This is a genomic window from Kitasatospora sp. NPDC088351, assembly GCF_040685575.1.
In the GTDB taxonomy this organism is placed as follows: Bacteria; Actinomycetota; Actinomycetes; order Streptomycetales; family Streptomycetaceae; genus Kitasatospora.
This window is the reverse complement of the sequence record NZ_JBFBIL010000009.1, coordinates 94,280-120,689: the sequence shown is the minus strand read 5'-3', so window position 1 is coordinate 120,689 and position 26,410 is coordinate 94,280. Positions and strand designations below refer to the sequence as shown.

The 26,410-nt window shown below is 75.5% G+C and carries 25 protein-coding genes; 9 read left to right on the top strand and 16 right to left on the bottom strand.

Annotated elements, in window-relative coordinates; translation table 11 throughout:
* Nucleotides 1-13 precede the first annotated feature (13 nt).
* From AB0P06_RS10005 to AB0P06_RS09970, 8 genes are all read right to left on the bottom strand, one after another.
* The gene (locus tag AB0P06_RS10005) at nucleotides 14-892 is read right to left on the bottom strand and encodes a hypothetical protein (protein WP_363606496.1); all 879 of its coding nucleotides are present in this window, start codon (nucleotides 890-892) and stop codon (nucleotides 14-16) included.
* Complete coding sequence (locus AB0P06_RS10000; RefSeq protein ID WP_363606495.1) at nucleotides 889-1,872, bottom strand: type II secretion system F family protein; 984 nt, start codon at nucleotides 1,870-1,872, stop codon at nucleotides 889-891. Before AB0P06_RS10000 ends, AB0P06_RS10005 begins: the two co-directional genes overlap by 4 nt.
* Entirely contained in the window at nucleotides 1,869-3,518 is a 1,650-nt protein-coding gene (locus AB0P06_RS09995; protein ID WP_363606494.1) for an ATPase, T2SS/T4P/T4SS family, read from the bottom strand. The genes AB0P06_RS10000 and AB0P06_RS09995 overlap by 4 nt, the downstream gene beginning before the upstream one ends.
* Nucleotides 3,508-4,818, bottom strand: a complete 1,311-nt coding sequence (locus AB0P06_RS09990) for a hypothetical protein (protein WP_363606493.1) — start codon at nucleotides 4,816-4,818, stop codon at nucleotides 3,508-3,510. The genes AB0P06_RS09995 and AB0P06_RS09990 overlap by 11 nt, the downstream gene beginning before the upstream one ends.
* Before the next feature lies 1 nt (nucleotide 4,819).
* Nucleotides 4,820-5,557, bottom strand: coding sequence for an SAF domain-containing protein (locus tag AB0P06_RS09985; protein ID WP_363606491.1), 738 nt, complete (start codon nucleotides 5,555-5,557; stop codon nucleotides 4,820-4,822).
* A 192-nt stretch (nucleotides 5,558-5,749) separates the two neighbouring features.
* On the bottom strand, nucleotides 5,750-6,691 hold the full coding sequence (locus tag AB0P06_RS09980; protein WP_363606490.1) for a hypothetical protein: 942 nt from the start codon (nucleotides 6,689-6,691) through the stop codon (nucleotides 5,750-5,752).
* On the bottom strand, nucleotides 6,685-7,245 hold the full coding sequence (locus tag AB0P06_RS09975) for a hypothetical protein (protein WP_363606488.1): 561 nt from the start codon (nucleotides 7,243-7,245) through the stop codon (nucleotides 6,685-6,687). The genes AB0P06_RS09980 and AB0P06_RS09975 overlap by 7 nt, the downstream gene beginning before the upstream one ends.
* Before the next feature lie 201 nt (nucleotides 7,246-7,446).
* A complete protein-coding gene (locus tag AB0P06_RS09970; RefSeq protein WP_363606487.1) occupies nucleotides 7,447-8,301 on the bottom strand; it encodes a hypothetical protein in 855 nt (284 codons plus the stop codon).
* 195 nt (nucleotides 8,302-8,496) lie between these two features.
* Between AB0P06_RS09970 and AB0P06_RS09965 the strand changes: the two genes are divergently transcribed.
* The 3 genes from AB0P06_RS09965 (at nucleotide 8,497) to AB0P06_RS09955 (ending at nucleotide 11,034) form a co-directional block, all read left to right on the top strand.
* Entirely contained in the window at nucleotides 8,497-8,928 is a 432-nt protein-coding gene (locus AB0P06_RS09965; RefSeq protein WP_363606485.1) for a pyridoxamine 5'-phosphate oxidase family protein, read from the top strand.
* Nucleotides 8,929-9,108: 180 nt separating this feature from the next.
* Nucleotides 9,109-9,561 (top strand): MaoC family dehydratase, encoded by a 453-nt coding sequence (locus tag AB0P06_RS09960; RefSeq protein WP_363606484.1) that lies wholly within the window; start codon nucleotides 9,109-9,111, stop codon nucleotides 9,559-9,561.
* Nucleotides 9,562-9,813: 252 nt separating this feature from the next.
* On the top strand, nucleotides 9,814-11,034 hold the full coding sequence (locus AB0P06_RS09955) for an MBL fold metallo-hydrolase (protein WP_363606589.1): 1,221 nt from the start codon (nucleotides 9,814-9,816) through the stop codon (nucleotides 11,032-11,034).
* Nucleotides 11,035-11,109: 75 nt separating this feature from the next.
* On the opposite strand, the gene AB0P06_RS09950 is transcribed toward AB0P06_RS09955, so the two are convergent.
* From AB0P06_RS09950 to AB0P06_RS09935, 4 genes are all read right to left on the bottom strand, one after another.
* On the bottom strand, nucleotides 11,110-11,493 hold the full coding sequence (locus tag AB0P06_RS09950; protein WP_363606482.1) for a hypothetical protein: 384 nt from the start codon (nucleotides 11,491-11,493) through the stop codon (nucleotides 11,110-11,112).
* A 93-nt stretch (nucleotides 11,494-11,586) separates the two neighbouring features.
* The gene (locus AB0P06_RS09945) at nucleotides 11,587-12,138 is read right to left on the bottom strand and encodes a TetR/AcrR family transcriptional regulator (RefSeq protein WP_363606481.1); all 552 of its coding nucleotides are present in this window, start codon (nucleotides 12,136-12,138) and stop codon (nucleotides 11,587-11,589) included.
* 82 nt (nucleotides 12,139-12,220) lie between these two features.
* Nucleotides 12,221-14,929, bottom strand: coding sequence for a DUF6493 family protein (locus AB0P06_RS09940; RefSeq protein ID WP_363606479.1), 2,709 nt, complete (start codon nucleotides 14,927-14,929; stop codon nucleotides 12,221-12,223).
* The gene (locus tag AB0P06_RS09935; RefSeq protein ID WP_363606478.1) at nucleotides 14,926-16,338 is read right to left on the bottom strand and encodes an SWIM zinc finger family protein; all 1,413 of its coding nucleotides are present in this window, start codon (nucleotides 16,336-16,338) and stop codon (nucleotides 14,926-14,928) included. Before AB0P06_RS09935 ends, AB0P06_RS09940 begins: the two co-directional genes overlap by 4 nt.
* 137 nt (nucleotides 16,339-16,475) lie before the next feature.
* Here AB0P06_RS09935 and AB0P06_RS09930 point away from each other — a divergent pair, with 137 nt between their 5' ends.
* From AB0P06_RS09930 to AB0P06_RS09915, 4 genes are all read left to right on the top strand, one after another.
* Nucleotides 16,476-17,387 carry an acyl-CoA thioesterase II gene (locus tag AB0P06_RS09930; RefSeq protein WP_363606477.1) on the top strand — a complete coding sequence of 304 codons (912 nt, stop codon included), beginning with the start codon at nucleotides 16,476-16,478 and terminating at the stop codon, nucleotides 17,385-17,387.
* A gap of 113 nt (nucleotides 17,388-17,500) precedes the next feature.
* On the top strand, nucleotides 17,501-18,151 hold the full coding sequence (locus AB0P06_RS09925) for a TetR/AcrR family transcriptional regulator (protein ID WP_363606475.1): 651 nt from the start codon (nucleotides 17,501-17,503) through the stop codon (nucleotides 18,149-18,151).
* A 296-nt stretch (nucleotides 18,152-18,447) separates the two neighbouring features.
* Complete coding sequence (locus tag AB0P06_RS09920) at nucleotides 18,448-20,106, top strand: BCCT family transporter (protein ID WP_363606474.1); 1,659 nt, start codon at nucleotides 18,448-18,450, stop codon at nucleotides 20,104-20,106.
* 136 nt (nucleotides 20,107-20,242) lie between these two features.
* On the top strand, nucleotides 20,243-20,422 hold the full coding sequence (locus AB0P06_RS09915; RefSeq protein WP_363606472.1) for a hypothetical protein: 180 nt from the start codon (nucleotides 20,243-20,245) through the stop codon (nucleotides 20,420-20,422).
* Nucleotides 20,423-20,459: 37 nt separating this feature from the next.
* On the opposite strand, the gene AB0P06_RS09910 is transcribed toward AB0P06_RS09915, so the two are convergent.
* Nucleotides 20,460-20,789, bottom strand: a complete 330-nt coding sequence (locus AB0P06_RS09910) for an antibiotic biosynthesis monooxygenase (RefSeq protein ID WP_363606470.1) — start codon at nucleotides 20,787-20,789, stop codon at nucleotides 20,460-20,462.
* A 107-nt stretch (nucleotides 20,790-20,896) separates the two neighbouring features.
* On the opposite strand from AB0P06_RS09910, the gene AB0P06_RS09905 reads away from it, so the two are divergent.
* A complete protein-coding gene (locus AB0P06_RS09905) occupies nucleotides 20,897-21,859 on the top strand; it encodes a helix-turn-helix domain-containing protein (protein ID WP_363606469.1) in 963 nt (320 codons plus the stop codon).
* A gap of 81 nt (nucleotides 21,860-21,940) precedes the next feature.
* Here AB0P06_RS09905 and AB0P06_RS09900 read toward each other — a convergent pair whose 3' ends face one another.
* Complete coding sequence (locus tag AB0P06_RS09900) at nucleotides 21,941-23,677, bottom strand: DUF2398 family protein (protein WP_363606468.1); 1,737 nt, start codon at nucleotides 23,675-23,677, stop codon at nucleotides 21,941-21,943.
* Nucleotides 23,678-23,907: 230 nt separating this feature from the next.
* Here AB0P06_RS09900 and AB0P06_RS09895 point away from each other — a divergent pair, with 230 nt between their 5' ends.
* The gene (locus AB0P06_RS09895) at nucleotides 23,908-24,642 is read left to right on the top strand and encodes a lysoplasmalogenase (protein ID WP_363606466.1); all 735 of its coding nucleotides are present in this window, start codon (nucleotides 23,908-23,910) and stop codon (nucleotides 24,640-24,642) included.
* Nucleotides 24,643-24,788: 146 nt separating this feature from the next.
* Here AB0P06_RS09895 and AB0P06_RS09890 read toward each other — a convergent pair whose 3' ends face one another.
* Both AB0P06_RS09890 and AB0P06_RS09885 read right to left on the bottom strand, forming a co-directional pair.
* Nucleotides 24,789-25,388 (bottom strand): hypothetical protein, encoded by a 600-nt coding sequence (locus tag AB0P06_RS09890; protein WP_363606465.1) that lies wholly within the window; start codon nucleotides 25,386-25,388, stop codon nucleotides 24,789-24,791.
* Nucleotides 25,389-25,555: 167 nt separating this feature from the next.
* The gene (locus AB0P06_RS09885) at nucleotides 25,556-26,359 is read right to left on the bottom strand and encodes an exodeoxyribonuclease III (protein WP_363606463.1); all 804 of its coding nucleotides are present in this window, start codon (nucleotides 26,357-26,359) and stop codon (nucleotides 25,556-25,558) included.
* Nucleotides 26,360-26,410 lie beyond the last annotated feature (51 nt).

Sequence of the window (26,410 nt, the reverse complement as noted above, 5' to 3'; positions counted from 1 at the left end):
CTGTGTACTGATCTCAGTTGAGCATCTGGTGCAGCGCGGGGAAGACGATCAGGACGGTCATCAGCAGGGTCAGCGCGGCCCCGGGAGCGACCATCCGCTCACTGTCGGCGTTGGCGCGGGCCAGGTCCTCGGCGAGCAGTTCGCCGCGCAGGCCCTTGGCCCGGGCCCGCAGCGTGTCGTAGACGGCGGCGCCGTCGGTGCCGGAGATCCGCATGATGTCCGCGACGTCCTGCAGCGGGGTCAGCCCGAGCTCGACGGCGAGCGCGTCCAGGCCGGCCCAGGGCGGCAGCCGGTCGGTGGCGGCCCGGTCCAGGGCCTCCCGGATCCGGCGGAAGACCGGGCCGCGCCCGACCGAGGCGGCCCGGCGCAGCGCCTCGGCGGGCCCGCAGTCGGCGGCCCGTTCGAGCGCGACGAGCTCCAGGTAGGCGGCGATGCCGTGCAGGTACTCGGTCCGCGCCTCCTTGGCCTCGCCGCGCACGATGGCGTCCGGGACGAACCAGAGCAGCCCGGCCAGCAGCGGCCCGAGCAGCAGCGGCAGGGCGAACGGCAGGCCCATGTCCAGCAGCACCGCCATCGCCGCCAGATAGGCCGGGAGGACCAGGCCGATCAGGGCGAAGAGCAGCTTGTGCGCCATGAACCGGGCGGGGGCGCGGCCGATCAGCGACAGCTCGCGCTGCGGGATCCGCACGCCGCGCAGGCCGATCGAGCGCTCGCCGATCCGGTCGAACCAGCGCGGCCGCTCGTCCGGGTCGGGCACCCGGTCGGCGGGGGTGCGGTGCAGCCGGTCCAGCGCCTGGCCCAGGTCGGGCGGGGCGGGGCGGAGTTCGGACACCAGCAGGGCGACGCCGCCGGCCGCGATCGCGCCGGCCAGCACGGACCAGGGGGAGATCACCGCACCTCCCCGAGGTGTCGTTCGCCGTCGGTGGCGTCGGTCTGTTCCGCGCCCGGTCCGGACCGCCGGCCGGCCCGGCTGCGCCGGTCGGCCTCCAGCAGCCGGGGCACCGGCGGGTGCGAGGCGAGCGCGCGCATCCAGGCGATCACCGCCACGAACAGCGCGGCCACCACGCCGAGCACCACCTGCCCCAGCAGGGAGCTGTACGGCCTGGTGTAGTCGGTGTTGAACGAGCCGAGGGTGACGACCAGCACGATGATGCCGACCAGCCAGCGGATGGTGGTGCGGTGCTTGGCCCGGTCGGCCTCGATGACGCGGCGCTGGCGGACCTCCTCGCGGACCGAGTCGGCCATGTCGGAGAGGGCCCGGGCGAGGCCGGGACCGCTGTCCCCGGCCCGCAGCAGCAGGGCGGCGAGCACCTTGTCCGCGGTGGCGTCGGCGATGCTGTCGGCGAAGGCGCGCAGCGCCTCCTCGGGCCGCCAGCGGGCCTGCAACCGGGCGGCCAGCTCACCCACCTCCTCCTCCAGCGCGGCCGGGGCGGTCCGGCGGCTGGTGACGATGGCCTGGTTGAGGCCGACGCCGAGCAGCAGCACGTCCGCGATGCGCTGGGTCCACTCGGAGAGCGCCTCCAGCCGTTCGATCCGGTGGGTGTCGGGTCGGGTGGTGTCGAACAGCCAGGGCAGCCCGAAGACGGCCAGCGGCACCAGCAGCGCGGTCAGCGGGATGCCGGTGAACAGCCAGGCCAGGGCCGCGCCGATCAGTGCCAGCGGCAGCTGGACCCGGCGCAGCCGCGCCACCCGGGCGGGGGCGGTGCCGGGGGCGCCGTACCAGAAGACGTGGGCGCGGCCGGCCAGCGGGTTGGCCGGCGTGCGGTCGCCGTCCCCCTCCTCGCCGGTCCCCGCGCTGCCGCGGGCCCAGGCCACCAGGGCGACCAGGCCGGTGGCGACCAGCAGTCCGCACAGGGCGAAGAGCAGCATCATCGCGCGCCACCGCCGATCCGCAGCTGGAGCGGCGCGGTCCAGCTCCCGTACCGGGAGCCGAGCAGCGAGGCGTCGAAGCCGGCCCGGCGCAGGTCGTCCAGGCAGTTCGGCGGGGTGTGCGGGACGGCGCGCGGCTCGCCCAGGTCGGGGCGCGGGCCGAACACCGTGTTCAGCGCGGGCCGGCCGCTCTCGCCGAGGCCGGTGACCTCCATGACGTGCGAGACGAAGCGGTGGCGGCGGCCGCCGACGGCCGTCTCGTCGACCATCGCGACGTGCACGATGAGGTCCACGGCGTTGGCGGTGAGGCGGTAGGCGAGCATGTCGGTCATGTGCGAGCCGTACTCCAGGCAGAGTTCGGCGATCCGGTCGACCACCATGTGCGGGCCGCGCGCGTGCAGGGTGCACATCGAGCCGCCCTCGCCGTTGGTCATCACGCGCAGCATCGGGACGACCTCGCCGGAGCGGACCTCGCCGACGATGATCCGGGAGAGGGTCATCCGCAGCGCGGCCGGGATGAGGTCGCCGATCGTCAGCTCGCCCGCCATCCGGCCCTCGACGCGCTCGCCGTTGCCCTCGCGGGCCTCCATCGGGACGACCTGGCGCAGATGGCCGAGGGTGTGCAGCCAGAGCTCGAACTCCGACTCCAGGGTGCCGATCCGTTCGTCCGGCGGGATCTCGGCGGCCATCGCACGCAGCAGGCTGGTCTTGCCGACGCCCTGGGTGCCGGTGATCATCACGTTCTTCCTGGCCCGGATCGCCGAGCCCAGGAAGGCGGCCAGGGTGGAGTCCAGGGTGCCGAGCTGGACCATCTCGGTGAGCGTCGCCGAGGCCACCCGGTGACGGCGGATCGCCACGTACGGGCGCGGCGTCACCTCGGTGAGCGCCTGGAGGCGCATGCCGCCCTCCAGCCGCAGCGCGAGCGTCGGGCTGGCGGTCGAGAGGCTGCGCTCGCCGCCGCCGTGCTGCCGGGCGAGGTCCTGGAGCAGTTCGACGAGTTCGGCGTCGCTGTCGGCCACCGGCGGTACCTGGCGCAGGGGTTGGTGCACCCGGGAGACCCAGACGTCGTCGCAGCCGTTGATCAGGATGTTCTCGATGTCCGGGTCGTCCAGGTAGGGCTGGAGCCGGCCGGCCCGGAAGAGCAGGTCGAAGACGGCCTCGGCGAGGGCGCGGTCCTGCTCCCGGGTCGGCGGGATGCCGTGGGTCTGCGCGTAGGCGTCGGACCAGCGGGCGACGGCCTCCTCGATCAGCGCCCGGCCGCGCTGGCGGCGGGTGGCGCGGTCCGGCTCGGCACCGGAGGTGGTGGTCAGCCGGGTGATCTGCTGGTGCAGTTCGGCCGCCACCTGGCGCTTGAGCTCGCGCGCCACCTGCGGGTCGACGGCCGGCCGGGTGCCGGCGCCGCGCCGGTCGAGCGCGGGCAGCTGGGAGGGGACGGCGGTGGGCGTCGCGGCGCCGCCCTGGTGGGCGCCCGGGTACCCGCCCCCGTGCGGCGGCTGGGGCGCTCCGGGCGCGATCGGCCCGGGCCGGACCGGACCGGGTGCGACCGGGCCGGGGGCGACCGGACCGGCCTGGGGCACCGGCTGGGGCGCCGCCCAGGGCAGCGCGGCCGGGTCGGCCGCCGGGTGCTGATGCAGGGGGCTACCGCGCACGGAGCACCTCCCCGTAGGTGACGTGCGGCTGCTGCTGCGGCGCCTGGCCGTGGGGCTGGGGCGGCTGCGCGTACGGCTGCGGGTGGGCGGGCTGGGGGTGGGCGGGCTGCGCGTACGGCTGCGGCTGGACGGACTGCGGCTGCCCGTACTGCTGCGGTGGGCCCGGCGACTGCTGCGGCTGGACGTACTGCTGTGGCTGGACGTGCTGCTCCGGTCGGACGTGCGGCGAGGGCGCGGCATGCTTCGGCGGCCGGGCCTGCTGCGGTGGCTGGACATGTTGCGGCTGGACGTGTGCCGGGAACGGCGCCGGCGCGGCCGGCTGGGGCGCCAGCCCCGCGAGCGGCGCCACCGGCCCGGTGGTGATCACCGGCGGCGCGCCGTGCTGCGGCGGCTGGCCGAACGACGGGGACGACGGGGACGGCTGCTGCGGTGGCTGGGCCGCCTGCGGCGGGTACCCGGACGGCTCCCCCTCGGCCGTCGGCGCCGCCGCGACCTGCGCGGGCGCGGCCGAGGGCGCCAGCCGCTGCCGGCGGCGGCGCACCAGCAGCTGCACCTCGTCGGCCGCCGACCGGGCGGTGCGCATCAGCTCCGAGCGGATGAACCGCCGGTCGGTGATGTCCCCGCCGTCCGACAGCACCCGCGCGGTGCGCACCGCGTGCGGCAGCTGCCCGAGCACCGGCAGCCCGAACTCGCGCGCCACCTCCGCCCCCGAGTACGGCCCCTCGGTGACCAGCAGCAGCCCCAGGGCGTCCGCCCCGGTGCCGGCCGTCGCCAGGTCCTCGGCCAGCGCGGCCAGCCGGGGCCGGACCGCGCTCAGCCCGCGCAGCGTGGTCCGTACGGTGGCCACCACCACGTCGGCCCGCCGGGCCAGCACGGCGCTGGTCCCGGTGGCACCGGAGCGCCCGAGGTCCAGGATCACGTCGTAGCCCTGCTGTTCGAGGCCGTGCAGCACCTCCGTCAGCGGCTCCCAGGTGTAGGCGAGCCCGGGCGCCTGGGTGGGGTCGGTCAGCCCGGGCAGCAGCAGCCGGTCGGCGCCGCCCTCGGGCGAGAGGTCGATCAGCTGTTCCCAGAGCGCCTGGGCGAGCAGCCCGCGCCGGTCCGCGACGGCGAGGTTGCGCAGCCCGTACACGGCCTCGACCCGGCCCTCCAGCGCGCCGGCGAGCACCGCGCCGCCGTCCGGGTCGCACTCCACCAGCAGGACCCGGCGCCCCGGCTGAAGCGGCCAGGCCAGCAGCAGCGCCAGTGCCGTCGTGGTCGCGCCCGGGGCCCCCGGGCCGCCGACCACCGCGATCACGGCCATCTCAGGCCCCACCCGCCCCGGACTGCGACGCGGACGGGGCGGCCGTCCCCGGGGCGGTGCCCGACGGGGCCGTGCCCGACGGCGTGGGGGTGCCGGGAGCGCCGCCCGACGGCGCGCCGCGCGGCGCCAGCACCACCTGGATCCGCCCGCTCGCCACCCAGGCGGCCAGCCGGGCGGCGTCGGCCGCCGGCACCGCCACGTCCACCACCTGGCTGCCGTCGGTGTCCACCCGCCCGATCGTGGTGACCACCGCGGCCAGCGAGTCCGGACGGCCGGTGTCCGGGGTGAAGACCACGACGATCTGCGCGCCCGGCTGGAGCCTGGTGGCCGGCAGCTGGGTGCGCTTGGCCGAGACCCCGACCACCAGCTGCCCCGGCTGCACCGTCAGCGCCTGTGCGAGGTCCGCCTTCAGCAGCAGCGCGCCGCGCCTCAGGTCCGTGGCGGCCCGCATCCCGACCGCGTCCTTCCGGTCGACGGCCCCCAGCGGCTTGAGCGCCGGATCGCTCGCGATCCGCGCCACCACCAGGTCGGCGTCGGTCACCACCTGCCCGTACGGCACGTCCCGGGCGAGCGCCAGCACGGCGACCCGCTGCCCGGTGCTGTTGTAGAGCACCGCGCCGCCCAGCCCACCGGCGGCTATCAGCGCCACCGCCATCGCCAGCACGGCCGGCCGCCGCCGCCTCGCCCGCAGCGTCCGCCCCGGTGAGTGCGGTGTGGCGCGCCCCTGCTCCGGCTCCACCACGGACACCCCCGCCGCCCCGGACGCGCCGGATCCCGGCGTCGCAAATGTACGGTTCTCCACCGGGTTCCGGCCTTCCCACGTTGTTGAGGACTGTGCAGTGTTGAGGACTGTGCAGCGTTGAGGACAGTGCTGTGTTCGGACAGTGCCGCGCCCGCCCCGCACCGGACGGCTACTCCCTTCGCCCGGCGGTCAGTTGAGGACCTGCACCTCGGCCACCCGCAGTTCGAGGTCGGTCATCCGGGTCATCTGGAGCGGGTCGATCTTCTGGTTGCTGCCGGTGACGGTGACATAGGCCGTCCAGTGCGCCGTGACGCTCCCGAAGAACGTGCCGGTCGGCAAGGTGGCCGAGCCCTTGGCGAACACGTGCCCGCAGGTGGGCGACGCGGCGGCACCGTACGCGGGGTCGTACGGCGTCCCGGGGGCGGTCTGCCCCTCGCACGTCTCGACCCTGCCGTCACCGAGGTCCCAGACCACCCGGTCCAGCTTGGGGGTGACCGTCACCGAGAGGGTGTTGCCGTGCACCGTCACCGGGGCCGGCACCGCGGAACCCTTCGACTGGTCCAGCCAGAGCCAGACCGGCACGCCCACGACCGCCGTGCCCTGGGGCGCGATGCCCGGCACCGGGGCGGGGAAGGTGATGCGGTCGGCCGCCTGCCTGGCGAGCGCGACCGGGTTGTCCGGCGGTGGGCCGGCCGGCGCCTGGGCGAAGAACGTGGGTTCGGGCGCGCTCTGCCCGCCGTCGGACGAGCGGCAGGTCTTGTCGTAGACCGCCCCGTCCGAGGGCTTGTGGCCCTCCCAGTCGGGCGAGTCCGCCGGGGGCTGCGGGTTGGTGAGCTGGTAGTAGCAGCCGGTCGAGTTGCTGAACCAGCCCAGCTCCGGGTCGTGGCAGGGCCACTCCACGCCGTGGTAGCTGCAGAGCTCGGGACCGCCGCCGCCCCCGCCGCCCCCGCCGCCGGTACCGGGGGTGGGCTTGGTGCCCGGTTCGTTGGTGCCCGCACAGATCACGTTCACCGTGCAGTGGTTGACCTCCCCACCGGGCGTCGGGTCCGCTGCCGCGGGGACCACGGGGGATAACAGCAAAGCGGCGAACACCATCGCGCGGATCGCGAATCGCCGTACGGGTTTCAGCATGTTCGGTCCACCTCCCGCTTGAACTCGTAGATCAGCCACCGGGCATCGAACTTCCGTAGGGAAACCGTCGCGATGTACCGCGTCAGCCGTTCCCGCGGATCCTTTGTCGCACGGGTGGTGGCATCGGCCTGATGCCAGCCCGTCACATCGAGGCAGTCCTCGATCACGGCGGTCTGTGGAGCGGCCGTCAGATCAAGGGTCTTCACCACGGGGGAATTCCGCGGGCTGCCGATCATCACCATTTTGGCGTCGTGGAGCTGACGGAGATTGACGAGGGTTCCGCCCAGCGCGCTCCCCGAGGAGTAGGCCTCCAGCGTGGAACCGTCCGAATCGGAACGGCCGAAAGCCTCCGTCTGCGCCGTCCACCAGTCCTGATAGGTCCTCAGCACCGCACGGCCCGCCGCCCCTTCGGGGCCTTCGGTCGGCGCGATCCGGTCGTTTGCGGGACCACCCGAAGGAGCTACCGGGGTCACCGCCGCGACACTGGGCGCAGTCGTCCCCAGGCGGTCGACGGAACCGGCGTCACCACTGGCCGCACACGCGCTCAGCAGCATCGCCAAAACCACCCCACTGGCCCCAACAACCCCAGGGCGCACCACAATTCCGCGCTGCCGCATCGCCCCACCTCATCGCGACCGACCCCGTTCGTGCTCCGTGGCCGCCAGAAGAATTCCGCCGTCCCGCCGGTGTTGCTGCGAGTGCGTCGATTCTTCGCCAACCCGGCCCTTCACGGCAACACCTCGGGCCCCCTGACCTTACGCGGAAGGCGGATCCGTCGGAGCACTTTCTCGCCACAGAACGGCCAACAGTTCCTCGGAAAGCGACAATCCGGCCAATGCGCCCCGAACCGCGGCCCGATTGCGCATCAACAGGCGCCCGCCCTGCGGCGGTACGAGCAGGCGTGCGCCCGGCGCGCCGCTTCCGGCGGCGGGCCCGCCCCCGTCGAGCAGCGCGGCGACGGCCGGCTGGAGGTCCAGCGGGGCGACGGCGGCCGGCGCGCCCGGGACCCCTTGCCGGAGGACGTCGGTGAGCACCTGGCTGAACGATCCTTCACCGCCGGGCAGGACCGCGTCCCGGCCACGCCGGCCGGGGGTGAAGCGGCCGACCCGGCCCCAGAGCGGGACGCGCGGATAGCTGAGCAGTTCACCGGCCCCGTCCTCGCCGCCCCCGCGTTCGAGTGCCGCCCAGGTGTCCCGGTCCGCGACGGCGTCCACCAGCAGCAGCGCCTCCTCCTGGTCGCCGTGGACCATCGCGCTCACCACCCAGTCCCAGGCCAGCCCGCGCCGGTAGGCGTTGTCGGCGGTGCTGCCACCGGTGACCAGGGCGAGCCGCCGCCCGCGCGGATCGGCGGCCAACTGGCCGACCAGACAGACCACCAGCCACCGGCCGGGGCGCTGGGCCGCCTCCCGGACGGCGGTGAGCATGGTGTTGGCGTCCGCGCCCGGGTCCACCACGGCGACCCGGCAGCCGGCCGAGCCGGCGTCGAAGCACATCCCGGGCAGGACCTCGGCGAGCAGCCGGGCGCCGTCCGCCGCGCGCGCCGAGCCCCCGAAGCCGCGGTCGGGCCCGCCGTCCGCCCCGATCACCACCAGATCGACTCCGCCGACCATCCGCACGCCCCCTCCTCGCCGGCCCCGGGACACCCGGAACCGCCTGTCGCGCCCGCACTCCCGTACGACCGCGCTCTCCCGTACCGCCGCCGGACAAGCTACCGCCCGGGCGCCCGCGAACGGGGCTCCCGTCCTGCCCGCTCAGGGACCATGGGCCCTATCGGCCACCGCACCGACAGGAGGACGATCGGACACATGGACCGTGACGACCGTGTGGAGTCCCTGAGCGAGGCCGAGTGCCTGCGGCTGCTCAGCACCGTGCCCGTCGGGCGCGTGGTGTACACCGAGCACGCGCTGCCGGCGGTCCTGCCGGTCTCCTTCGAGGTCGCGCCGGACGGACGGCTGCTGCTGGCGGTGCGCCGGGGCAGTACGACCGCGCGGGGGCTGGACGGCACGGTCGTGGCCTTCCAGGCGGACCAGCTGGACCCGGTCACCCGGACCGGCTGGAGCGTGCTGGTGCACGGCCGGGCGGACGTGGTGCGCGATCCGGAGCAGTACCGGCGTGCGCTGCGCTCCGGTCTGCGGCCCTGGGTCGGCGACCCGGACCCGATGTTCGTCTCGCTGGTACCGGAGCTGGTCAGCGGCCGGCGGCTGCTGCCGGTCGGCCGCAGCGTCCAGCGGTCCTGAACTCCCGCGCTCCTGCTCCCGGCGCCGCGCTCCCGGGCCCGCGCCTTCCCGAACCCCCCGCCCTCCGACAGGCGTTCGGCGGCCGTCCGGCGGTGCGACCCCGATCGGGACCGGCTCCTGACAGGTGACCGGCGACTGGGCATACTCTGCCGGAGTCCTCACCCTCACCCAGGAGCACCCGTGACGTCCTTCGCCTCCCTCGCCGAGCTGACCGCCGCCGTCGGCACCGAGCTGGGCACCAGCCAGTGGCACACCGTCGAGCAGGAGCGGATCGACCTGTTCGCCGAGGCCACCGGTGACCACCAGTGGATCCACGTGGATCCGGAGCGGGCGAAGGAGAGTCGGTTCGGCTCGACGATCGCGCACGGTTACCTCACGCTGTCGCTCGTCCCGATGCTGGCCAAGGAGTGCTACAGCGTCGGGGGCGTCCGGATGGCGCTGAACTACGGCTCGGAGAAGGTCCGTTTCCCGGCGCCGCTGCCGGTCGGCACGGCGGTCCGGGCGACGGCCGAGCTGGTCTCCGCCACCGAGGTGCCCGGCGGCGTCCGGACGGTGGTCCGGTTCACCATCAGCAGCGCGGAGAGCGCCAAGCCGCACTGCGTCGCGGAGGCGATCACCCTCTTCTACGCGTAGGTCCCGGCGTAGGTCCCGCCCCGGCCCCCGCTACGCCGAACGGCGTGCGCGGGGCCGCTCACCAGGTCCGGACGGCCCACGGCGAGTAACCTCCGACGAGATGGTTGTCGTATCGCAGAGGCCCCATCGCCCTCGGTACGCGCCCCGGCATGCCCGGTAGCCGTAACCGTCCTTGGAGGTGCCGTGCCCCGCCCCGTCCCGTGGTTCACCCGCGTCGCCGGTCTCACCCCACAGCTCGCCACTCCCCCGGGTCTGGCCGGACTGTCCCGCGCGGCCTGGCACCGGGTCCGGACGGACGCCTTCGGGGCCGAGCCGCGGGGCGAGCGGCTGTCCAGGATCCACCGCTCACCGCAGTTCGCCGACGGCGCCTTCCGCAACCCGCTGCCCACCCGCCGACTGGTGTACGAGCGCACCCCGCTGGAGATCACCCGGGCCCAGCTCACCGGCGACAGGACCCGCCGGGCGCCCGGCGCCGCCGTGCCGGTGCACCGGCTGCTCCCCGCCGACCTGGCCCGGCCGCCCGCCTCGGGCCTGCGGCTCACCTGGCTCGGCCACGCCACCGTGCTGGCCGAGATCGGCGGCCGCCGGGTGCTGTTCGACCCGGTCTGGGGCGACCGCTGCTCCCCGTTCGGCTGGACCGGCCCCAAGCGGCTGCACCCGGTGCCGCTGCCGCTCGCCGAACTCGGCCCGGTGGACGTGGTGGTGGTCTCGCACGACCACTACGACCACCTGGACATGGCCACCATCCGCGAGCTGACCGGCACCGGCGCGGTGTTCGCCGTGCCGCTCGGGGTCGGCGCGCACCTGGAGCACTGGGGGGTGCCGGCCGACCGGCTGGTCGAGCTGGACTGGTGGGATTCGGCCGAGGTCGCCGGGCTGACCCTGACCGCCACCCCGGCCCGGCACTACTGCAGCCGCGGCCCGCGCACCAGCGCGCTGTTCCTCTGGGCGTCCTGGGTGGTGGCCGGCGGCGGGCACCGGCTGTTCCACAGCGGGGACACCGGCTACTTCCCGGGCTTCGCCGAGGTCGGCCGCCGGCTCGGCCCGTTCGACGCGACGATGATGCAGGTCGGCGCGTACAGCGACTTCTGGCCCGAGGTGCACATGACGCCCGAGGAGGGCGTCCGGGCGCACCTGGACCTCGGCGGCGAACTGCTGCTGCCGATCCACTGGTGCACCTTCAACCTGGCGCTGCACCCCTGGGACGAACCCGCCGAGCGGGTGGTCGCGGCGGCCCAGTCGCTCGGCGCCCGGCTGGCGGTGCCCCGGCCGGGCAAGCCCTTCGAGCCGGTGGAGGCCCCGGCCCTGCGTCTCTGGTGGCGGGCGGTCACGACGCGGCCGGCGGAGGAGCAGCCGTCCGAACCGCAGCCGACGGGCCCACGGCCACCGGTCCCGGACGGCGCGGACCCGGCCGGCGCGAACGGGTCGGCGCGGTCGAAGGCCTCGGCCGAGGACGACGGCGTCCCCGTCTGACCGGGCCCGCCGGGGCGGCGGCACTCGGGCCGCCGCCCGAACGCGGGGCCGGTCCCCTGCCGTTCTCCCGCCCTCCTACCGCTCCGCCGCCACCGGCCCGGCCGGCGGCGCGCCCTTCCGCCGCTCGACCAGGTCCACGGTGGCGTGCGGGTCGTCGACCTCGACGATCAGCCGGCTGTACCGCTCGTCGGCGAGTTCGATCACCACGGCCCTGGCCGGGTTCTTGACGTCCCAGAAGACCCATTCGCCGCCCGACCGGAACGTCCCGGCCGTGATCAGCCCGGGGAAGTACGTGCCGCCGACCTTGACGCCCTTGGGCTCACGGAGGATCCCCGGGTCGAGCGTGGCGCCCCGGACGTTGCCGAGCGGGATCTCGATCCTGCTCTTGACCGCCCAGAGCCGGTCGAGCCCTTCGATCTCGACGACGAGCAGGCCGTTGCTGACACTCACGTGAGCCATGGAGCGTTCCCCAGTTCTGTTGCCGGTGACGGTGCGGTGGTGGTGGTGCGGTGGTGACGGTGCAGTGGTGGTGGTGTGGCGGCGCCCGGCGGGTCAGCCCGTGAGGCGGCCGGCGAGCGCCGCCACGGCGACGGGCGACGGCCCGCCGACCCCGGCGCGGGCCCGCAGGCGCAGACCGAGCACGGTGGCGGCCAGCACCCCGGCCGGCCCGTCGGGCGAGCCGCCCGCGGGATCGCCGGAGGCGGACAGGACCCGTCCGATCGCCCGGTCGAGCGCGGCGAACCCCTCCTCGACGAGCGCGGCGACGTCCGGGTCGGACGGCGCCCGCTCGGCCGCCGCGAACAGCAGCAGCCCGGCGGCCCGGCCGCCGTCGTACCCGGCGGCGGCCTGGGCCAGCACGGCGGGCAGGTCGCGGGCCTCGCCGAGGGCCGCCGCGAGCGGCAGCACCTCCTGGTCCAGGTGGCGGCGCAGCGCGGTCAGATAGAGGCCGCGTTTACTGCCGAACACCTTGTAGAGGCTGCCCCGGTGCACACCGAGGCCGGTGACCAGATCGTCCACCGAGGTGCCTTCGTAGCCCCGGGTGGCGAACAGCTCGGCTGCCGCCTGAACGGCCTCGTCCTCGTCGAAGGCGCGTGGTCTTCCCATGCCCAGGACCCTACGAGTTTAAGAACACTCAGTCAAGAACGAGTGTTCTCAAACTCCCGGCCGCCCCCACCGCCGCCCGGGATCAGCCCGCCAGCACCTCCCGCAGCGCCCGCGACTCCTTGACCAGCCGGCTCGACCCGGAGCGCTGCGCCACCGCGCTCACCTGCTCGATCGGCCCGCGCGCCGAACACCGGCGCGCACAGTCCGCCGCCACCGCGACCACGTCCCCCGCGCCCCGCGCCGGCTCGCCGGCCAGCAGGCCCGGCAGGGCGGCCGCCAGGACCGACCAGACCGTGGCGTACGCGCCGGTCTCGGCGGCCGCCGCCACCGCCTGGCCCAGCCGGACCGGCTTGACCGCGCCGATGGCGACCAGTTCGGCCAGCTCCCGGCCGAGCAGCCCGGCGTCCAGGTCCCCGCGCGCGGCGAGCACCAGCAGCGCGTCCACCGCCGCCGTCCGGTCCTCGGGGAACCGCGCGCCCAGGCCGTACGCCACCGCGAGGTGCACCGCGAGCCCGGCCGGGCCGCCGGCCTCGGCGAGCGGGGGCAGCATCCGGGCCGGGCCGCGGATCTCACGGTCCGCGACCCCGGCGAACCAGTCCAGCCAGCGGGCGGCCAGCTCCTCGCGGTGGTGCGGGAGGAGCGCGGCCCAGTGCGCGGTCGGCTGCCACTGCCACTCGGCCTGCTTCCTGACCCGCGCCACGCTCGGCTCGGTGCCCTCCAGCAGCGCCCGGAAGTCGGCGCCCAGCCGCTCGCCCGCCGGGCCCTCGGGGCCGGCACCGATGCCGGGCTGGGCCACGACGACCCGCTTCAGCTCCTCCCACCAGCGCTCCCAGTAGCGGTGGACCGGCTTGGCCCCCGCCATGGGCGCGAAGACCACCCGCTCGGAGCGCCGGCGGGGCAGCCCGCCCTCGCGCAGCCACCGGGCCACCCAGCGCCCGGCCGGTGAGGCCAGCCGCCCGGCGGCGGCCGGCACCTCGCCGTCCGGGGCCGGGGTCAGCCGCAGCAGCGCGGTGTGCAGGTCCGCCGGCCCCGGTTCGACGCCCGCCGCCTCGTACCCGGCCACCCGCTCGACCAGCACCGCCGCCGCCAGCGCACCGGTCGCGTCGGTGGGCGTGGCCAGCAGCAGCGGCGGCCGGTCCGCCGTCACCCGCTGGGCCGCCTCCGTCAGCCGGGCGGCGAGGACGTTCCCGTGGACGGTGTTGTGCTCACCGCGCAGCGGGGACCGCGCCTGCCGGCGCCAGAACGAGTCCCGGCGGTGCGGATCGACCTCCCCGGTGATCGCGAGCGCGACGTACAGGACGTCCCGCGGCGAGCAGTCGGCCCACCGTCCGGGGCCGTTCCACGGGTGCACCCGCAGCACCGGCCCGAGCGCCTCGGCCAGCGCCGCCCGGTCCCGGTGGGCGTGCCGGACCAGGCCGTCCAGGGTCCGTTCGAAGACGGCGACCTCCGGCTGCTCCGCCGCCAGCAGGGCCGACAGTTCCTCGGCCACCTCGGCCGGGGTGGCGATCGGCTCCCCCAGCGGACGCGGCACCGGGACGGGGGGCAGCAGCTCGGTCCACCCGGTGTCCGGGTCGTCGCCGCCCACCGGCGCGCCGAGCAGCACGCCGGCCCGGGCGTGGTGGGCCGGGCTGAGCCCCTCGGCGGCGAACCGCAGCTCGGGCAGAACGGCCTCGCCGGCCGCCTTGAGGTGGCGGGCCACCACGTTGAGCGCCCGCTCCTGGAGGGCCGTGTCGGGGTGGCCGAAGGCCTCGGCCGCCGCCAGCACCACCGGGCCGGCCCGCTCCGGCGAACGCCGGGCCGCCTTCTCCAGCCAGCCCAGCTGGGCCCGGACGAGCTTCTTCTCGGTCCGGAACAGCACCACCGCCGAGGCCTCGGTCAGCACCTCCGCCTCGACCAGGCCCGCCTCGTCGAGCTCGGTCAGCACCTGCTGGGCGTGGCCGGCCACCGCCGAGAGGCCGTCCAGCAGCGCCACCAGGCTGCGCACCTGCCCCGCGTACTCCCCGGGGGTGGGCGCGAGGGCCTGCAAGGTCACCAGGAAGAGCCGCTGGTCGCCCGGCCTGCCACCGCGCACCAGCCGGGCCAGGCAGCGGTCGATCAGCCCGGCGCGGTCCAGCACGCCCTCGGCCGCCAGCCCGGCGACCGCCTCCGGCCAGAAGTCCCCCGGCCGGTCGCTGCGCCGGTGGTCCAGCATCGAGCCGATGTCGGCGAGTTCGAACACCTTGGGCAGCAGCACCGGCAGGTACGGGTCGCGGCGCAGCCGTTCCAGCAGCGTGGTGGACTCGCCGCGGCGGCCGCCTCCGCCGGAGGAGACCTGGCGCAGCCACTCGGTGGTGAAGGCCTCGGAGTCGGGCACCGGGCAGCCGGTGCGCCGCACCACCCGCTCGATCAGCGGGTAGAGGTCCCAGCCCCACTGCTGGACGGGCCGCGCCGAGAGCCGGGTGACCACCTCGATCTGCCACTCCACCGGCTGCGCCTCGACCACGTCGGCGAGCGCGGGGTGGCGGGCCCAGGACCGGCCGGCGAAGTCCCGCCCGCCGATCCAGGTGGCGGCGGCGGCCGGCCCCGCGTGGCAGCCGGCGCCCGCGAACAGCAGCGCCCCGGACCGCGCGCTCGCCTCCTTGGACCACTCGCCCCGGACCTGCTTGCGCAGCGCCTTCAGCTCCGGCAGGCAGGCCCGCCGTTCGGCCGGGTCCAGTGCGGCCACCAGGGCCGGGATCTGCGGTCCCCGCCCCTCCCGCACCGCCCGCAGCAGCTCCTCGACCCGGCTCCCCGGCTCCGTGACCCCGCTCATCGGGCCACCTCCGCGCCCGTCGCCGGAACCGCGCCGGCCGCGGCCGCCTCGCGGACCATCCCGACCGCCAGCGCGTGCTTGCACGGCCCGCGCCCGCCCCGGTACTTGGCCCACCAGAGGCAGGTGCAGCTCGCCCGGCCCGCCTCGTCCGTCCGTACCCGCTGGAGGTGGTCGTCCACCGTCACCGTGGCGAGCGCACCGCCCGCCTCCAGCCGCACCGCGCCCGCCGCGACCAGGGCCTGCGCGGCCCGCAGCCGCGGGTTGCGCGCCTCCGCCCGGCCGGCGTCGTACGGCAGCTGCCGGTGGAAGTACGCGGCCTCCGCCGTGTCGTAGCCGATCTGCCCGGCGGTGCCCAGCCGGGTGAGGGCGGCCCGCACCCGGGCGGGGGTGAGCCCGGACTGCTCGGCCAGCTCGGCCACCTCGATCCGCGGCTCCCAGGCGAGCAGCACCGCGACCAGCTCGGCGTCCTGCTCGGCGGTGCCGGTGGCCAGCGCGCCCAGCACCCCGCCCTCGCCGGAGAAGCCCCGGGAGGCGTCGGGCGAGAGGGTGAGCGTGAGGCGCATCCCCGGCAGCACCGCCTCCCAGGCCGAGGCCACCGGTCCGTCGGCCGCCACCGGCCCGTACACCCGCAGCGCCAGCGCGTGCCGGAGTACGCGCTGCAGGGCCACCAGCCGCTCCGGGCCGGGCAGGCAGACCGCGCCGGGCACCGGGCGGGTGGTCGGCCGCAGCGTCCGGCCGGCCGGGACCACCCACTGGGCGGTGCGGGCCGCGGCCCGGCCGCCACTGCCGGCGCGCGGTAGCGAGCGCAGGAAGCGGACCGCCTCGGCGGCGGGCAGCTCGGCCCGCAGGTCGAAGCCGGCGGCGGTCACCTGGGTCTCGGCGAAGCCGCGCAGCCAGCGCTCGGGCAGCGGGACCTTCTTCTCCACGACCGGCCCGTCGAAGGTGGTCACCTCCAGCGCGTCCGGTCCGACGGCGAGGTGCAGCGGGTCGGCCGGGCCGATCCGGGTGAGCGCCTCCCGCAGCGGGTTGTTGACGTCCACGTTGGTGGTGCCGTGGCCGATGTCGTCCCCGTCGAGGCCGGCCTCCAGCACGTCGAGACGGGCGTAGACGCCGCAGCAGCCCGAGAAGGACTCGAAGCGCAGCCGGTCCCCGTTGGCGGTGACCACCGGGTCCAGCGAGGCGCGCAGCTGCGGCTGGTAGTAGCGGGCGGCGGCGACATCGGCGACGGCGAGCAGCGCGGCGGCGGCCGGTGCCGGATCGGCGAGGAAGCCCGCGAAGAAGCGCGGGTTGGCGACCGCCCCGAGCGGGGTGGCGCCGCCGGAGGTCTCCAGGGCGAGGCGCGGGCCGTCGGCTCCGTCGAGGACGGCGGACGGGCGCAGATAGGCGTACGCGTGTGCGGCTTGCGACATGGCGAGCACGTTAGGCGGCGGCACTGACAGCCCGTCGGGCCCGGCCAATACTGAAACAGGTTCTATACCTACCGCCCTTTCGAACTGGCCGATCGGCTCACGTCCCCCATAGTGCGGGCTTCTGTCACTATGGGCCTGTGACTGAAGTGACCGAACAGGAGAGACGGGCCACCGACAGCGCCGGATCGTTCGCCGAGCTGCTACGGATCGAACGGCTGGACGAGAACACGTTCCGGGGCCGCTGCCACGCCGGAGCCCCGATGCGGGCCTTCGGCGGCCAGGTCGCCGCACAGGCACTGACCGCCGCCGGGCACACCGTCGAGGCCGGCCGCGTGGCGCACTCGCTGCACGGCTACTTCCTGCTCCCCGGCGACCCGACCCGCCCGATCCACTACGAGGTCGACCGGGTCCGCGAGGGCCTGTCGTACGCCACCCGCCAGGTGACGGCGGTCCAGAACGGGGACGCGGTCTTCACCCTCTCCGCCTCCTTCAAGCGGCCCGAGCCGGCGGACGACCGCCGCCGCGCGATGCCCCCGCTGCCCGGCCCCGAGGAGGTGCCGGACGCGTTCTCGCTCTGGGACGAGGCCGCCCGCCGGGACTTCGACCGCACGGCCGGCTTCCGCACCATGGAACTGCGGTTCGTCCCGCCGGACGCGCCCGGGGTGCCGCCGGCCGCCCCGGGCATGCAGCAGCAGTTCGTCTGGCTGCGCACCGGCTCCCCGCTGCCCGCCGACGACCCGCTGCTGCACGTCGGCGCGCTCACCTACCTCTCGGACCTCACGCTGGGGTCCACGGCCGGACTGCACGTGCAGCCGAGCTATTTCCAGCTGACCGAGCCGCCCCGGCTGATCCTCGCCTCGCTGGACCACTCGATGTGGTTCCACCGGCCGTTCCGGGCCGACGAGTGGCTACTGTTCGACCAGCGCAGCCCGTCCGCCTCGGACGGCCGGGGCCTGTCGCACGGCGATTTCTACGACCGGAGCGGGCGGCTGGTGGCCTCCGCCACCCAGGAGGCCCTGGTCCGGGAGAGGTCGGCCCGGCTCCGCTGACCACCGGCCGGCCGCCCCTCACGCCCTCACCCGGGCCGGTGTCCGGGGGGCGAACTCCGGGCGGCCGGTCGGCGTCATACTCCTGAGCGGTCCTGAGCCGTATCATGGTGCGGGTGACCAAGGTTGACCTGTCACCACGACCGGTGGAGGCGATGTCTCCGCGTCAGCTCGAACGCCGCGAAAGCCTGATCGCGGCCGCGCTTGCCCTGGTGAACGAGATCGGCGTCGAGCGGCTGCAGATGAAACAGGTCTGCGAGCGGTCCGGAGTCGCCCTGGGGACGGCGTACCGCTACTTCTCCTCCAAGGACCATCTGCTGGCGGCGGCGATCGCCGAGTGGCATCGGCTGCTGCTGGCCGACCTGGTGGCGGAGCTGCGCGGGCCGCGCGCCGGGCTGGGGGCCACCGACCGGGTGGTGCGCTTCGTCCGCGGCGGCATGCGGGCCTACCAGCGCCAGCCCGAGCTGGCCCGGCTCCGGGTGGCCGTCGCCGCCTCCACGGATCCCTTCGCCAGCGAGGCCCTGCAGGGCATGGCCCGGGCCGACAGCGCCGCGCTCCAGGCGGTGATGGCGGAGGTCCCGGCCGCCGCGAGCGATCTGGTGCGGCACATCGTCGGGCACGCCTGGCAGGGCGAGCTGACCGCCTGGGTGACCGGCCGCACCACGCTCGGGGACGCCCGGCGGCGGCTGGAGGACGTGGTGCGGCTGGTGCTGACCCCGTACGAGACGCCGTACCCCGCCCCGTACGAGGTCCAGCCGACCGTCTGACCGGGCCCGGCCGGACCGGTCGCCGGCGGACCGGCCTGCGGCCGAACTCGCCTGCGGCCACCTGGCGGTGACCGAGCGGCTGCCCGAACTGCGCCGACTGCTGCTGGACTTCGCGACCGGCCAGGCGGCCTGAGGGCCCGTTCGCACGGCCCGGGGCCGGGGCCCGCGCACCCCGCCCGACGGCCCCTTCCCCGGCGTGCCCTCCCCGCCCTCCCGGCGCGAACTGGACATAGTACGACATGTAGCCAATTTCTGATCATGTCACCGAGCCCCAGTACGCCACGAGAGGCACCCCGATGAGCAGTCATCCGCCGACCCCCGAGCCCGATCCGACGGAACCGGACCAACCGGCCTCGACCCTCCCCACCGACCGGGCGGTGTTCGGGATCAGCGCCGTCCTGGTGCTCGGGGTGGTCGCCTGGGGCGTCTTCGCCGAGGACTCCCTCGGCCGGACCTCCAGCACCGCGCTGGGCTGGGTCCTGCACAACTTCGGCTGGCTGTTCGTGGTCGCCGCCGATGTCTTCCTGGTGCTCGCCGTCCTGCTCGCGTTCAGCCGCTTCGGCCGGATCCGGCTCGGGCGCGACGACGACGAACCGGAGTTCAGCACCATCGCCTGGATCGCCATGATGTTCAGCGCCGGCATGGGCATCGGCCTGATGTTCTACGGCGTCGGCGAGCCGCTCCAGCTCTTCGCCGCCCCGCAGCCGGGCTCCGGCCTGGAACCGCGGAGCGCCGCCGCCGCCCAGCAGGCGCTGGAGTTCTCGCTGTTCCACTGGACCCTGCACCCGTGGGCGATCTACGCGGTCGGCGGCCTCGCGCTCGCCTACACCACCTTCCGCAAGGGCCGGGGCAACCGGATCTCCGCCGCCTTCGTCCCGCTGATCGGACAGCGCGGCGCGGACGGCTGGGCCGGCCGGGGAATCGACATGCTCGCCGTCTTCGCCACCGTCTTCGGCTCCGCCACCAGCCTCGGCCTCGGCGCCCTCCAGGTCGCGGACGGCCTCGGCTACATCTCCTCGGTGCGCAACACCCAGCACGCCCAGCTGATCATCATCGGCTCGCTGACCGCGGCCTTCGTCCTCTCCGCCTTCTCCGGCGTCCACAAGGGCGTCAAGTGGCTCTCCACCGCGAACGTCGTACTGGCCTCGCTGATCATGGTCTTCGTCTTCGTGTTCGGCCCCTCGGTGTTCGTCCTGGACTCGATCCCCTCCAGCGTCGGCGGCTACCTCTCCGACCTGCTCACCATGTCCACCCAGACCGGGGCCTTCACCGACGAGAGCTGGCTCGGCACCTGGACGATCTTCTACTGGGCCTGGTGGCTCTCCTGGGCGCCGTTCGTCGGCACCTTCATCGCCCGGATCTCGCGCGGCCGCACCGTCCGGCAGTTCCTGCTCGGCGTGCTGCTGGTGCCCAGCGGGGCGACGGTGATCTGGTTCTGCGTGATGGGCGGGACGGCGATCCGGCTGGACTCCACCGGCGCGGCCGACCTGGTCGCCACCATCCCGCAGGGCGCCGAGGCGTCGCTGTTCGAGATGCTGCGCTCGCTCCCGCTCGGCTCGGTGACCAGCGTGGTCGCGGTGCTGCTGGTGATGACCTTCTTCGTCACCAGCGCCGACTCCGCCTCGCTGGTCCTCGGCTCGCTCTCCAGCCGGGGCTCCCTGCACCCCCGCACCTGGCTGGTGGTGGTCTGGGGCGTCCTGATGGGCGGGGTGGCCGCCGCGCTGCTGCTGGCGGGCGGGCTCACCGCGCTGCAGAACGCCACCATCCTGGTCGCGCTGCCGTTCGTCGTGGTGATGCTGCTGCTCTGCGTCTCCCTCGTGAAGGAGCTGCGGGAGGACCCGGCGGCCGGCCCGTCCCGGTTCCACCCGGCCCACGGCCTACGGGATGCCGTCCGGGTCGCCGTGGGCGAGGCGATGGCCGACGCCCGCCGGCGCGACCGTCCCCCGTTCAGGTGAATTCGCACCGCCCCGCCCCCGCTCGGGGCGGGGCGGTGCGGGGTGGGGCATATCGGGCCCAATCCGACGCCCGCCCCCCATCCGGACTTCACCCGTGCGTAGCGACCGTTCACACCGCCCTGGAAACCTCCGTGCCATGAACGCCAACCCTCCGGCCGCCCTCCAGGAACCGCGCTTCCCGCTCCCCCAGCGGCACCGCCGCTTCCTCGCGTGCACCGCCGTTCTCGCCTCCGTCATCCTCGGCGCCTGCGGCGTGGCCGTCACCGTCGAGACCGTCCAGCACGGCACCGTGGCCACCGCCACCGCCAGACCGTGAGCCCCGCCGCCCCGGGCCCGCCGGTACGGCCGGGGGTTCAGGCCGCGGGGAGCTTCGCGGCCAGCACGTCGACCGGGCTGACCTCCACCCGGGCGGCCAGCAGGCGCGGGCCCTCGGCGCGGAGGAGGTCGGCGATCCGGCCGTCGATGTGGGCCTGGCGGGCCCCGTCGTCCGGGAAGGCGTCGACGATGGCGAAGGAGGCCGGACCGAGGCGCAGCACGAACCAGACCGTGGTGCCGGTCTCCTCCCGGGCGAGGTCGAGGGCGCCGGTGAGGAGTTCCTGGAGCTCCTGGGCGTGTTCCGGTCTGGCCTCCAGGCGGACGATCAGTCCGACGCGGGTGGTCGCGGAGACGGCGGGATCGGTCATCGGCATTCCTTCCTGAGTGGTTGTCGGGGCCGCTGGCTGCCCACCGTAGGAGCGGGGCCACCGGCCCCTCCAGTGGCGGATCCGACACATCCCTTACCGTTTCCGACATGAGAGTCTCGGTCCTGGTCGCCGACGGGGTCTTCGATTCCGGCCTCGCCGCGGTGCTCGACGTGCTGCGGACCGCCAACGAACTGCGCCGGGAGCTCCCGCAGCCCCCGCCCGCCTGGCAGGTGCGGTGTGTCAGCCCGTACGGCCCGGTGCGGACGGCCGCCGGGCACCTGGTGGACACCGCCACGCCGGAGGCCGCCGGAGCCCCGGACGTCCTGGTGGTGCCCGGGGCCTGGCGGAAGCAGCCGGAACCGCTCACCGCGTGGGTCACCGCCCCCGGGCAGCGGCCCGTCCTCGAAACGGTCCGGCAGGCCCGCGCGGACGGGATCGCCCTGGCGGCGGCCTGCACCGGTACCTTCGTGCTCGCCGAGAGCGGCGTGCTCGACGGGCTGCCCGCCACCACCAGCTGGTGGCTCGCGCCCGAGTTCCGCCGCCGCTACCCGCGGGTGGCTCTGGACGAGAGCCTGATGGTCGCCCGGGCGCCCGGTGTCACCACGGCCGGGGCCGCCATGGCCCACCTCGACCTGGCGCTCTGCCTGGTACGGGACGGCAGTCCGGCGCTGGCCGACCTCGCCGCGCGCTACCTCGTCGCCGACTCCCGCCCCACCCAGGCCGGTTACGCCGTCCCCGGCCACCTCGCCCGCGCCGACCCGACGGTCGGCGCCTTCGAGCGCTGGGTCCGCGAGCACCTCGACCGGCCGCTGCGCATCGCGGACGCCGCCCGGGCCATCGGCACGAGCGAGCGCACGCTGCAGCGCGCCCTCGCCCGGGTGGTGGGCGTCTCCCCGCTTCGCTTCGCCCAGCGGATCCGCCTCGACCACGCGGTGCACCTCCTGCGCACCACCACCCTGCCGACCGAGGCGGTGGCCCGGCGGGTGGGCTACGAGAACGCCACGACCCTCACCACCCTCCTGCGCGAGCGGCTGGGGACCACCCCGGGCCGGCTGCGGCGGCTCGGGTGAGAAGGCACGGGTGAGCACGCGGCAACCGGGCGGCGCACCGGCAGGGGGTACCTCGGCCTCGGCCTCAGCCTCGGCCGGGCGCTACGCCCGCTGCTCCGCCCGCGGGGCCGTGGGCGCCGGGATCGCCGGTGCGTCCGGTGCGTCCGGTCGGGAGTGGCGGCCGCTGCCGGGCGCGGGGAGCAGGTCGGCCGCCGGGGCGTAGCGGGCGGCGGGGGCGCGGAGGAGCCAGCCCGGGGGCCGGGTGCCGCGCGGGGCGGGGGTGATCAGGCCCATCCGGTGGAGCAGGTCCAGCGCGTCGCGGCGCAGGGCGGTGCGGTCGGCGAGGTAGTCGCGGCGCCAGCCGGCCGGGAGGCCGTACTCGTCGGCGAGGTCGCCCAGGACACCGTCTATCAGCGCGTCGGGGATCGGCACCTCGGGGATCGGCAGATCGAGGCCGGCGTCCGGCTCGCCGGGGAGCGGGCGGACCTCCTCGACCAGGCGCTCGACCAGCAGCAGGGTGGCCTGGGCGAGGGTGCCCGCGCCGGGGAGGGCGAGGTCGGTCAGCTCGTCGGCGGGGTCGAGCAGGGCGACGCCCTCGGCGCGCAGCTCGGCCTCCAGGCCGAGGAAGTCGGCGAGGGCGGCCGGGCCGGTGTGGCGGTGGCGGTGCAGCCAGGCGCGCTGCTTCTCGGACAGGTCGGCGGCGAGCACGGCCGGGGTCTCGGCGAGGAGGCGGCGGACGGCCGTCGCGGGCTCGGCCTCGGCGGCGCGGCGGATCAGGTCGGCGGCGTCGTCGGCGAGGGCGGGCGGGCCGGCCGGGACGGCCCGGGCGAGCTCCCGGTCCACCGTCAGGACGGCGGTCCGCGCGCGCGGATCGGCCGGGTCGGCCGGCAGGTCGGTGAGCACCTGCCAGTCCGCCAGCGCGGCGAGGGCCATGGCCCGGTCGGCGGGGGCGGCGGCCAGCGCGGGCGCGGCCTCGTGCATCGCGGCCAGCAGCCGGTCGAGCGGCAGCCGCTCCGGAGCGTCCACCAACAGGGCCAGGGCGAGGGCGAGTTGGGCGTACCCGGCGGGGGTGAACGGGGCACCGGTGACGGGGTGTTCGAGGCGGCGGGCGGCGCCGGGGCCAAGCCCGGCCTTGCAGAGGCGGGCATGCCAGGGGCCGACGACCAGCCGGTAGCCGAGCAGGGTGGCGAAGCGTTCGGTCAGCCAGTCACGGTGACGGCGGATCAGCGGGAAGCCGTCGGCGTGCGGCCCGGAGGCGGTGACCAGCGGGTGGGCGAGCAGCAGGCGGGCGGCGATCCGGCGCTCGGCGGCGGCGGAACGATCCTGCGGTGCGGCCACCGCCCGGGACCGCTCGGGCTTGCGGTGCTTGCCGGGCCTGCCCGGCTTGGCCCCTGAGAGGACGACGGGCAGCGCGGCCGCGTCCCGCCGGGCCCGCCGCGGCCCGCGCGCCGGGCGGGCCTCGCGGGAGCGGAGCACGGCCGGGGCGTGCGCGGTGGGGCCGTGCCACCAGCTGACGTCGGCGTCCGCTCCGGCGCCGGCCGCCGGCTCGGCACAGACGCCGAAGTGGCGGGCCGGGTAGAGGCCGAAGGAGGCGGTGCAGAGGTCGTCGGCGGTGCCCGGATCGGCCGCGGCGAACCAGTGGGCGAGCCGGAGCAGTCCGGGATCGGGCGACGGTGCGGCGGCACTCCCGGCCGACCGGCCCCCCTGCGGACCGTCAGGGCGGGCTTCGCGTACGGCGACGGCGGCGTCGGTGCTGTTGCGCCCCGCCTCGCCCGTGTGCCCGTCCGCCGTGCCACCGGCCACCTGTGTGGTGCCGGTCGCGTACTCCTGCTGCTCCATGTCGTGGACCAGAGTAGACGGTGGGCGCCGCCCCCGGTGGCAGCAACCGGACCAGCCGGCGAATTGGCGGACCGCCGCCGGGACGCGGCCGGGATCCACCGCCGCGCCCTGGCAGGGCGGCCGGCCGCTACGCGCCGGTAACAAGACTCTTCCCCCGGACGCCGCCGGTCGCCTATCGTGCCACGACGGACCAGCCCACCCCCGCCGCCCCTTCCGGAGGTCACCGCCGCATGAGCATCCGTACGACCACCCGCGCCGTGCTCGGCGGACGCCTGCGCTCCGCCACCGGGCTGCTCAGCGGCTTCGCCGCCACCTCGGCGGCCCACCTGGGCGCGATCCTCACCGGCACGTCCGTCCTGCAGCACGCCACCAAACCGGCCCTGATGCCGCTGCTGGCCGCACACAGCCTGACCGCCGCCGGGGACCGGGCCGCCGGGGCGCCGAAGCTGCTGGCGCCCGCGCTGCTGCTGAGCGCGGGCGGGGACGTCCTGCTCCAGCTCGGCAACGACACCGCCTTCCTGGCCGGTATGGGCTCCTTCGCGGCGGCGCACGTCTGCTACGTGACGATGTTCGTCCGGCGCGGGGCGCTCAGCGACCGGCGGCGGGCGCTGGTGGTCGCCGCCGCGTACGCGACGGCCTGGGTGACCCTGGTCGGCCGGCTCTGGCCGGACCTCGGCGATCTGCGGGTGCCGGTGGCCGGCTACAGCCTGCTGCTGGCCTCCACCGCCGTCACCTCGGCCGGGCTCGGCTGGCGGACCGGACTGGGCGGGGGGTTGTTCCTGCTCTCCGACACGCTGATCGCGACCCAGCTGGCGAAGTGGCGGGAGCTGCCGGGACACCAGTTCTGGATCATGGCGACATACATCCTGGCCCAGTACCTGCTGGCCAGCGGCACCCTTCGGGCCCTCCCCGAGGAGGACCAGGAGAACGCGGAGACCGCCCCGGCCGGTCCCGCGCCCGCCTGAGCGGGGCCCGCGCACCTGAGCGCCGCCGGACCCCCGGGCCCGGCGGCGCTCACGGAGCACTCTCGAACGGAACACTCGCGAACGGCACGCTCGCGAACGGAACAGACGTCAGCGGAACAGACCCGGACGGAGCAGGCCGGGGCCGCTCAGAGGGACCCGGCGCCGCCGCGCCGCCGCAGCAGCCAGAAGCCGCCGACCCCCCCGGCGACCAGCGCCGCGCCGCCGGCCAGCTCGATCGGATCGGCCGCGACCGAGCCGCCGAGGCCGGTCTGCACGGCGCCGTGCGGGGCGACCTGCTGGCCGCCCACGCCGGACTGGCCGAGCGAGCCGGCCCACTCCCCCGCGGCCTTGCCGAATTCGCCGAGGCCCTGGCTGGGTACGGAGCCGCCGGCGTCCTTCACGTTGACGTTGGTGGCGAAGGCACCGCCGTCGGGGCAGTTGCCGTCCACCTTGCTGTCACCGCCGTACTTGCCCGCCAGCCGGACGGAGCCGGTGTGCTTGCCGTCCGACCCCAGCGTGAGGGTGGCCGGGCCGCCCTCGAAGGCCGGGGAGTTGGCGGTGATGGTCTTGGCGTTGGGCTTGTCGGACTTCTCGCAGGAGACCGTGACCTTCACGGTCTGGCCCGGTGCGGCCTGGGACGGGCTGACGGTGGCCGCGCCGTCCTTGGCCAGCGCGAGGGGGGCCGTAAGACCGGTCAGCACCGTCGCGCCGATCAGGGCGGCGGCGGCCGTACGCGTGGGGCGCATACCGGAACCTCCGGAATTCTCGGGCGCAGCCGGGGACTCCGAAGTCCCCGTGATCGAACAACTACACCCAGTCATTCACCGACGGTATGCAGGCCTCACCCGCTCGGCCACCGCTCTGGACCGTTCGGGCGACGGCCACTCACACAGCGTGACTCACCGCGCGTGACTCACAGGTCGAGGTCCACCACAACCGGCGCGTGGTCCGAGGTGCCCTTGCCCTTGCGGGCCTCGCGGTCCACATAACTGTCGGTGACGGCGTCGGCGAAGGGCTTGTTGGCGTAGGTGAGGTCGATCCGCATGCCCCGGTTCTTCGGGAAGGCCAGCTGGCGGTAGTCCCAGTAGGTGTAGGGCCGGTCGTACTTGAGCGGGCGGGGCACGACGTCCTGGAGGCCGGCCTCGCCGAGGGCGGCGAGCGCGGCGCGCTCGGCGGGGGTGATGTGGGTCAGGCCTTCGAAGGCGGCGACGTCGAAGACGTCCTCGTCGGTGGGGGCGATGTTGAAGTCGCCGAGGACGGCGAAGGGGCGCGGGCCGGCGGCGTCCTCGACCGAGGCCTTGCGCAGGGCCTCCAGCCACTCCAGCTTGTAGCGGTAGTGGGCGTGGCCGACCTCGCGGCCGTTGGGCACGTAGACGGACCAGACCCGGACCGGCCCGCAGGTGGCGGCGACGGCCCGCGGCTCGACGTCGGGCAGCAGGGCGTCGTCGGCGAGGTAGCCGGGCTGGCCGGGGAGGTCCCGCACCACGTCGTCCAGGCCGAGCCGGGAGACGATGGCGACGCCGTTCCACCGGCCGTTGCCGTGGGCGGCCGTCTCGTAGCCGAGCTCGCGCACCGCCTCGTACGGGAAGGCGTCGGCGGCGCACTTGAGCTCCTGGAGACAGAGCACGTCCGGCTTGGCGCTCTCCAGCCACTCCAGGAGCTTGGGCAGCCGCGCGGTCACGGAGTTGATGTTCCAGGTGGCGATGCGGACGGTCACGGCGGGCGGCCTTCCCGGTCGTACGGACGAGGGGTGGGCGCCCAGCCGGAC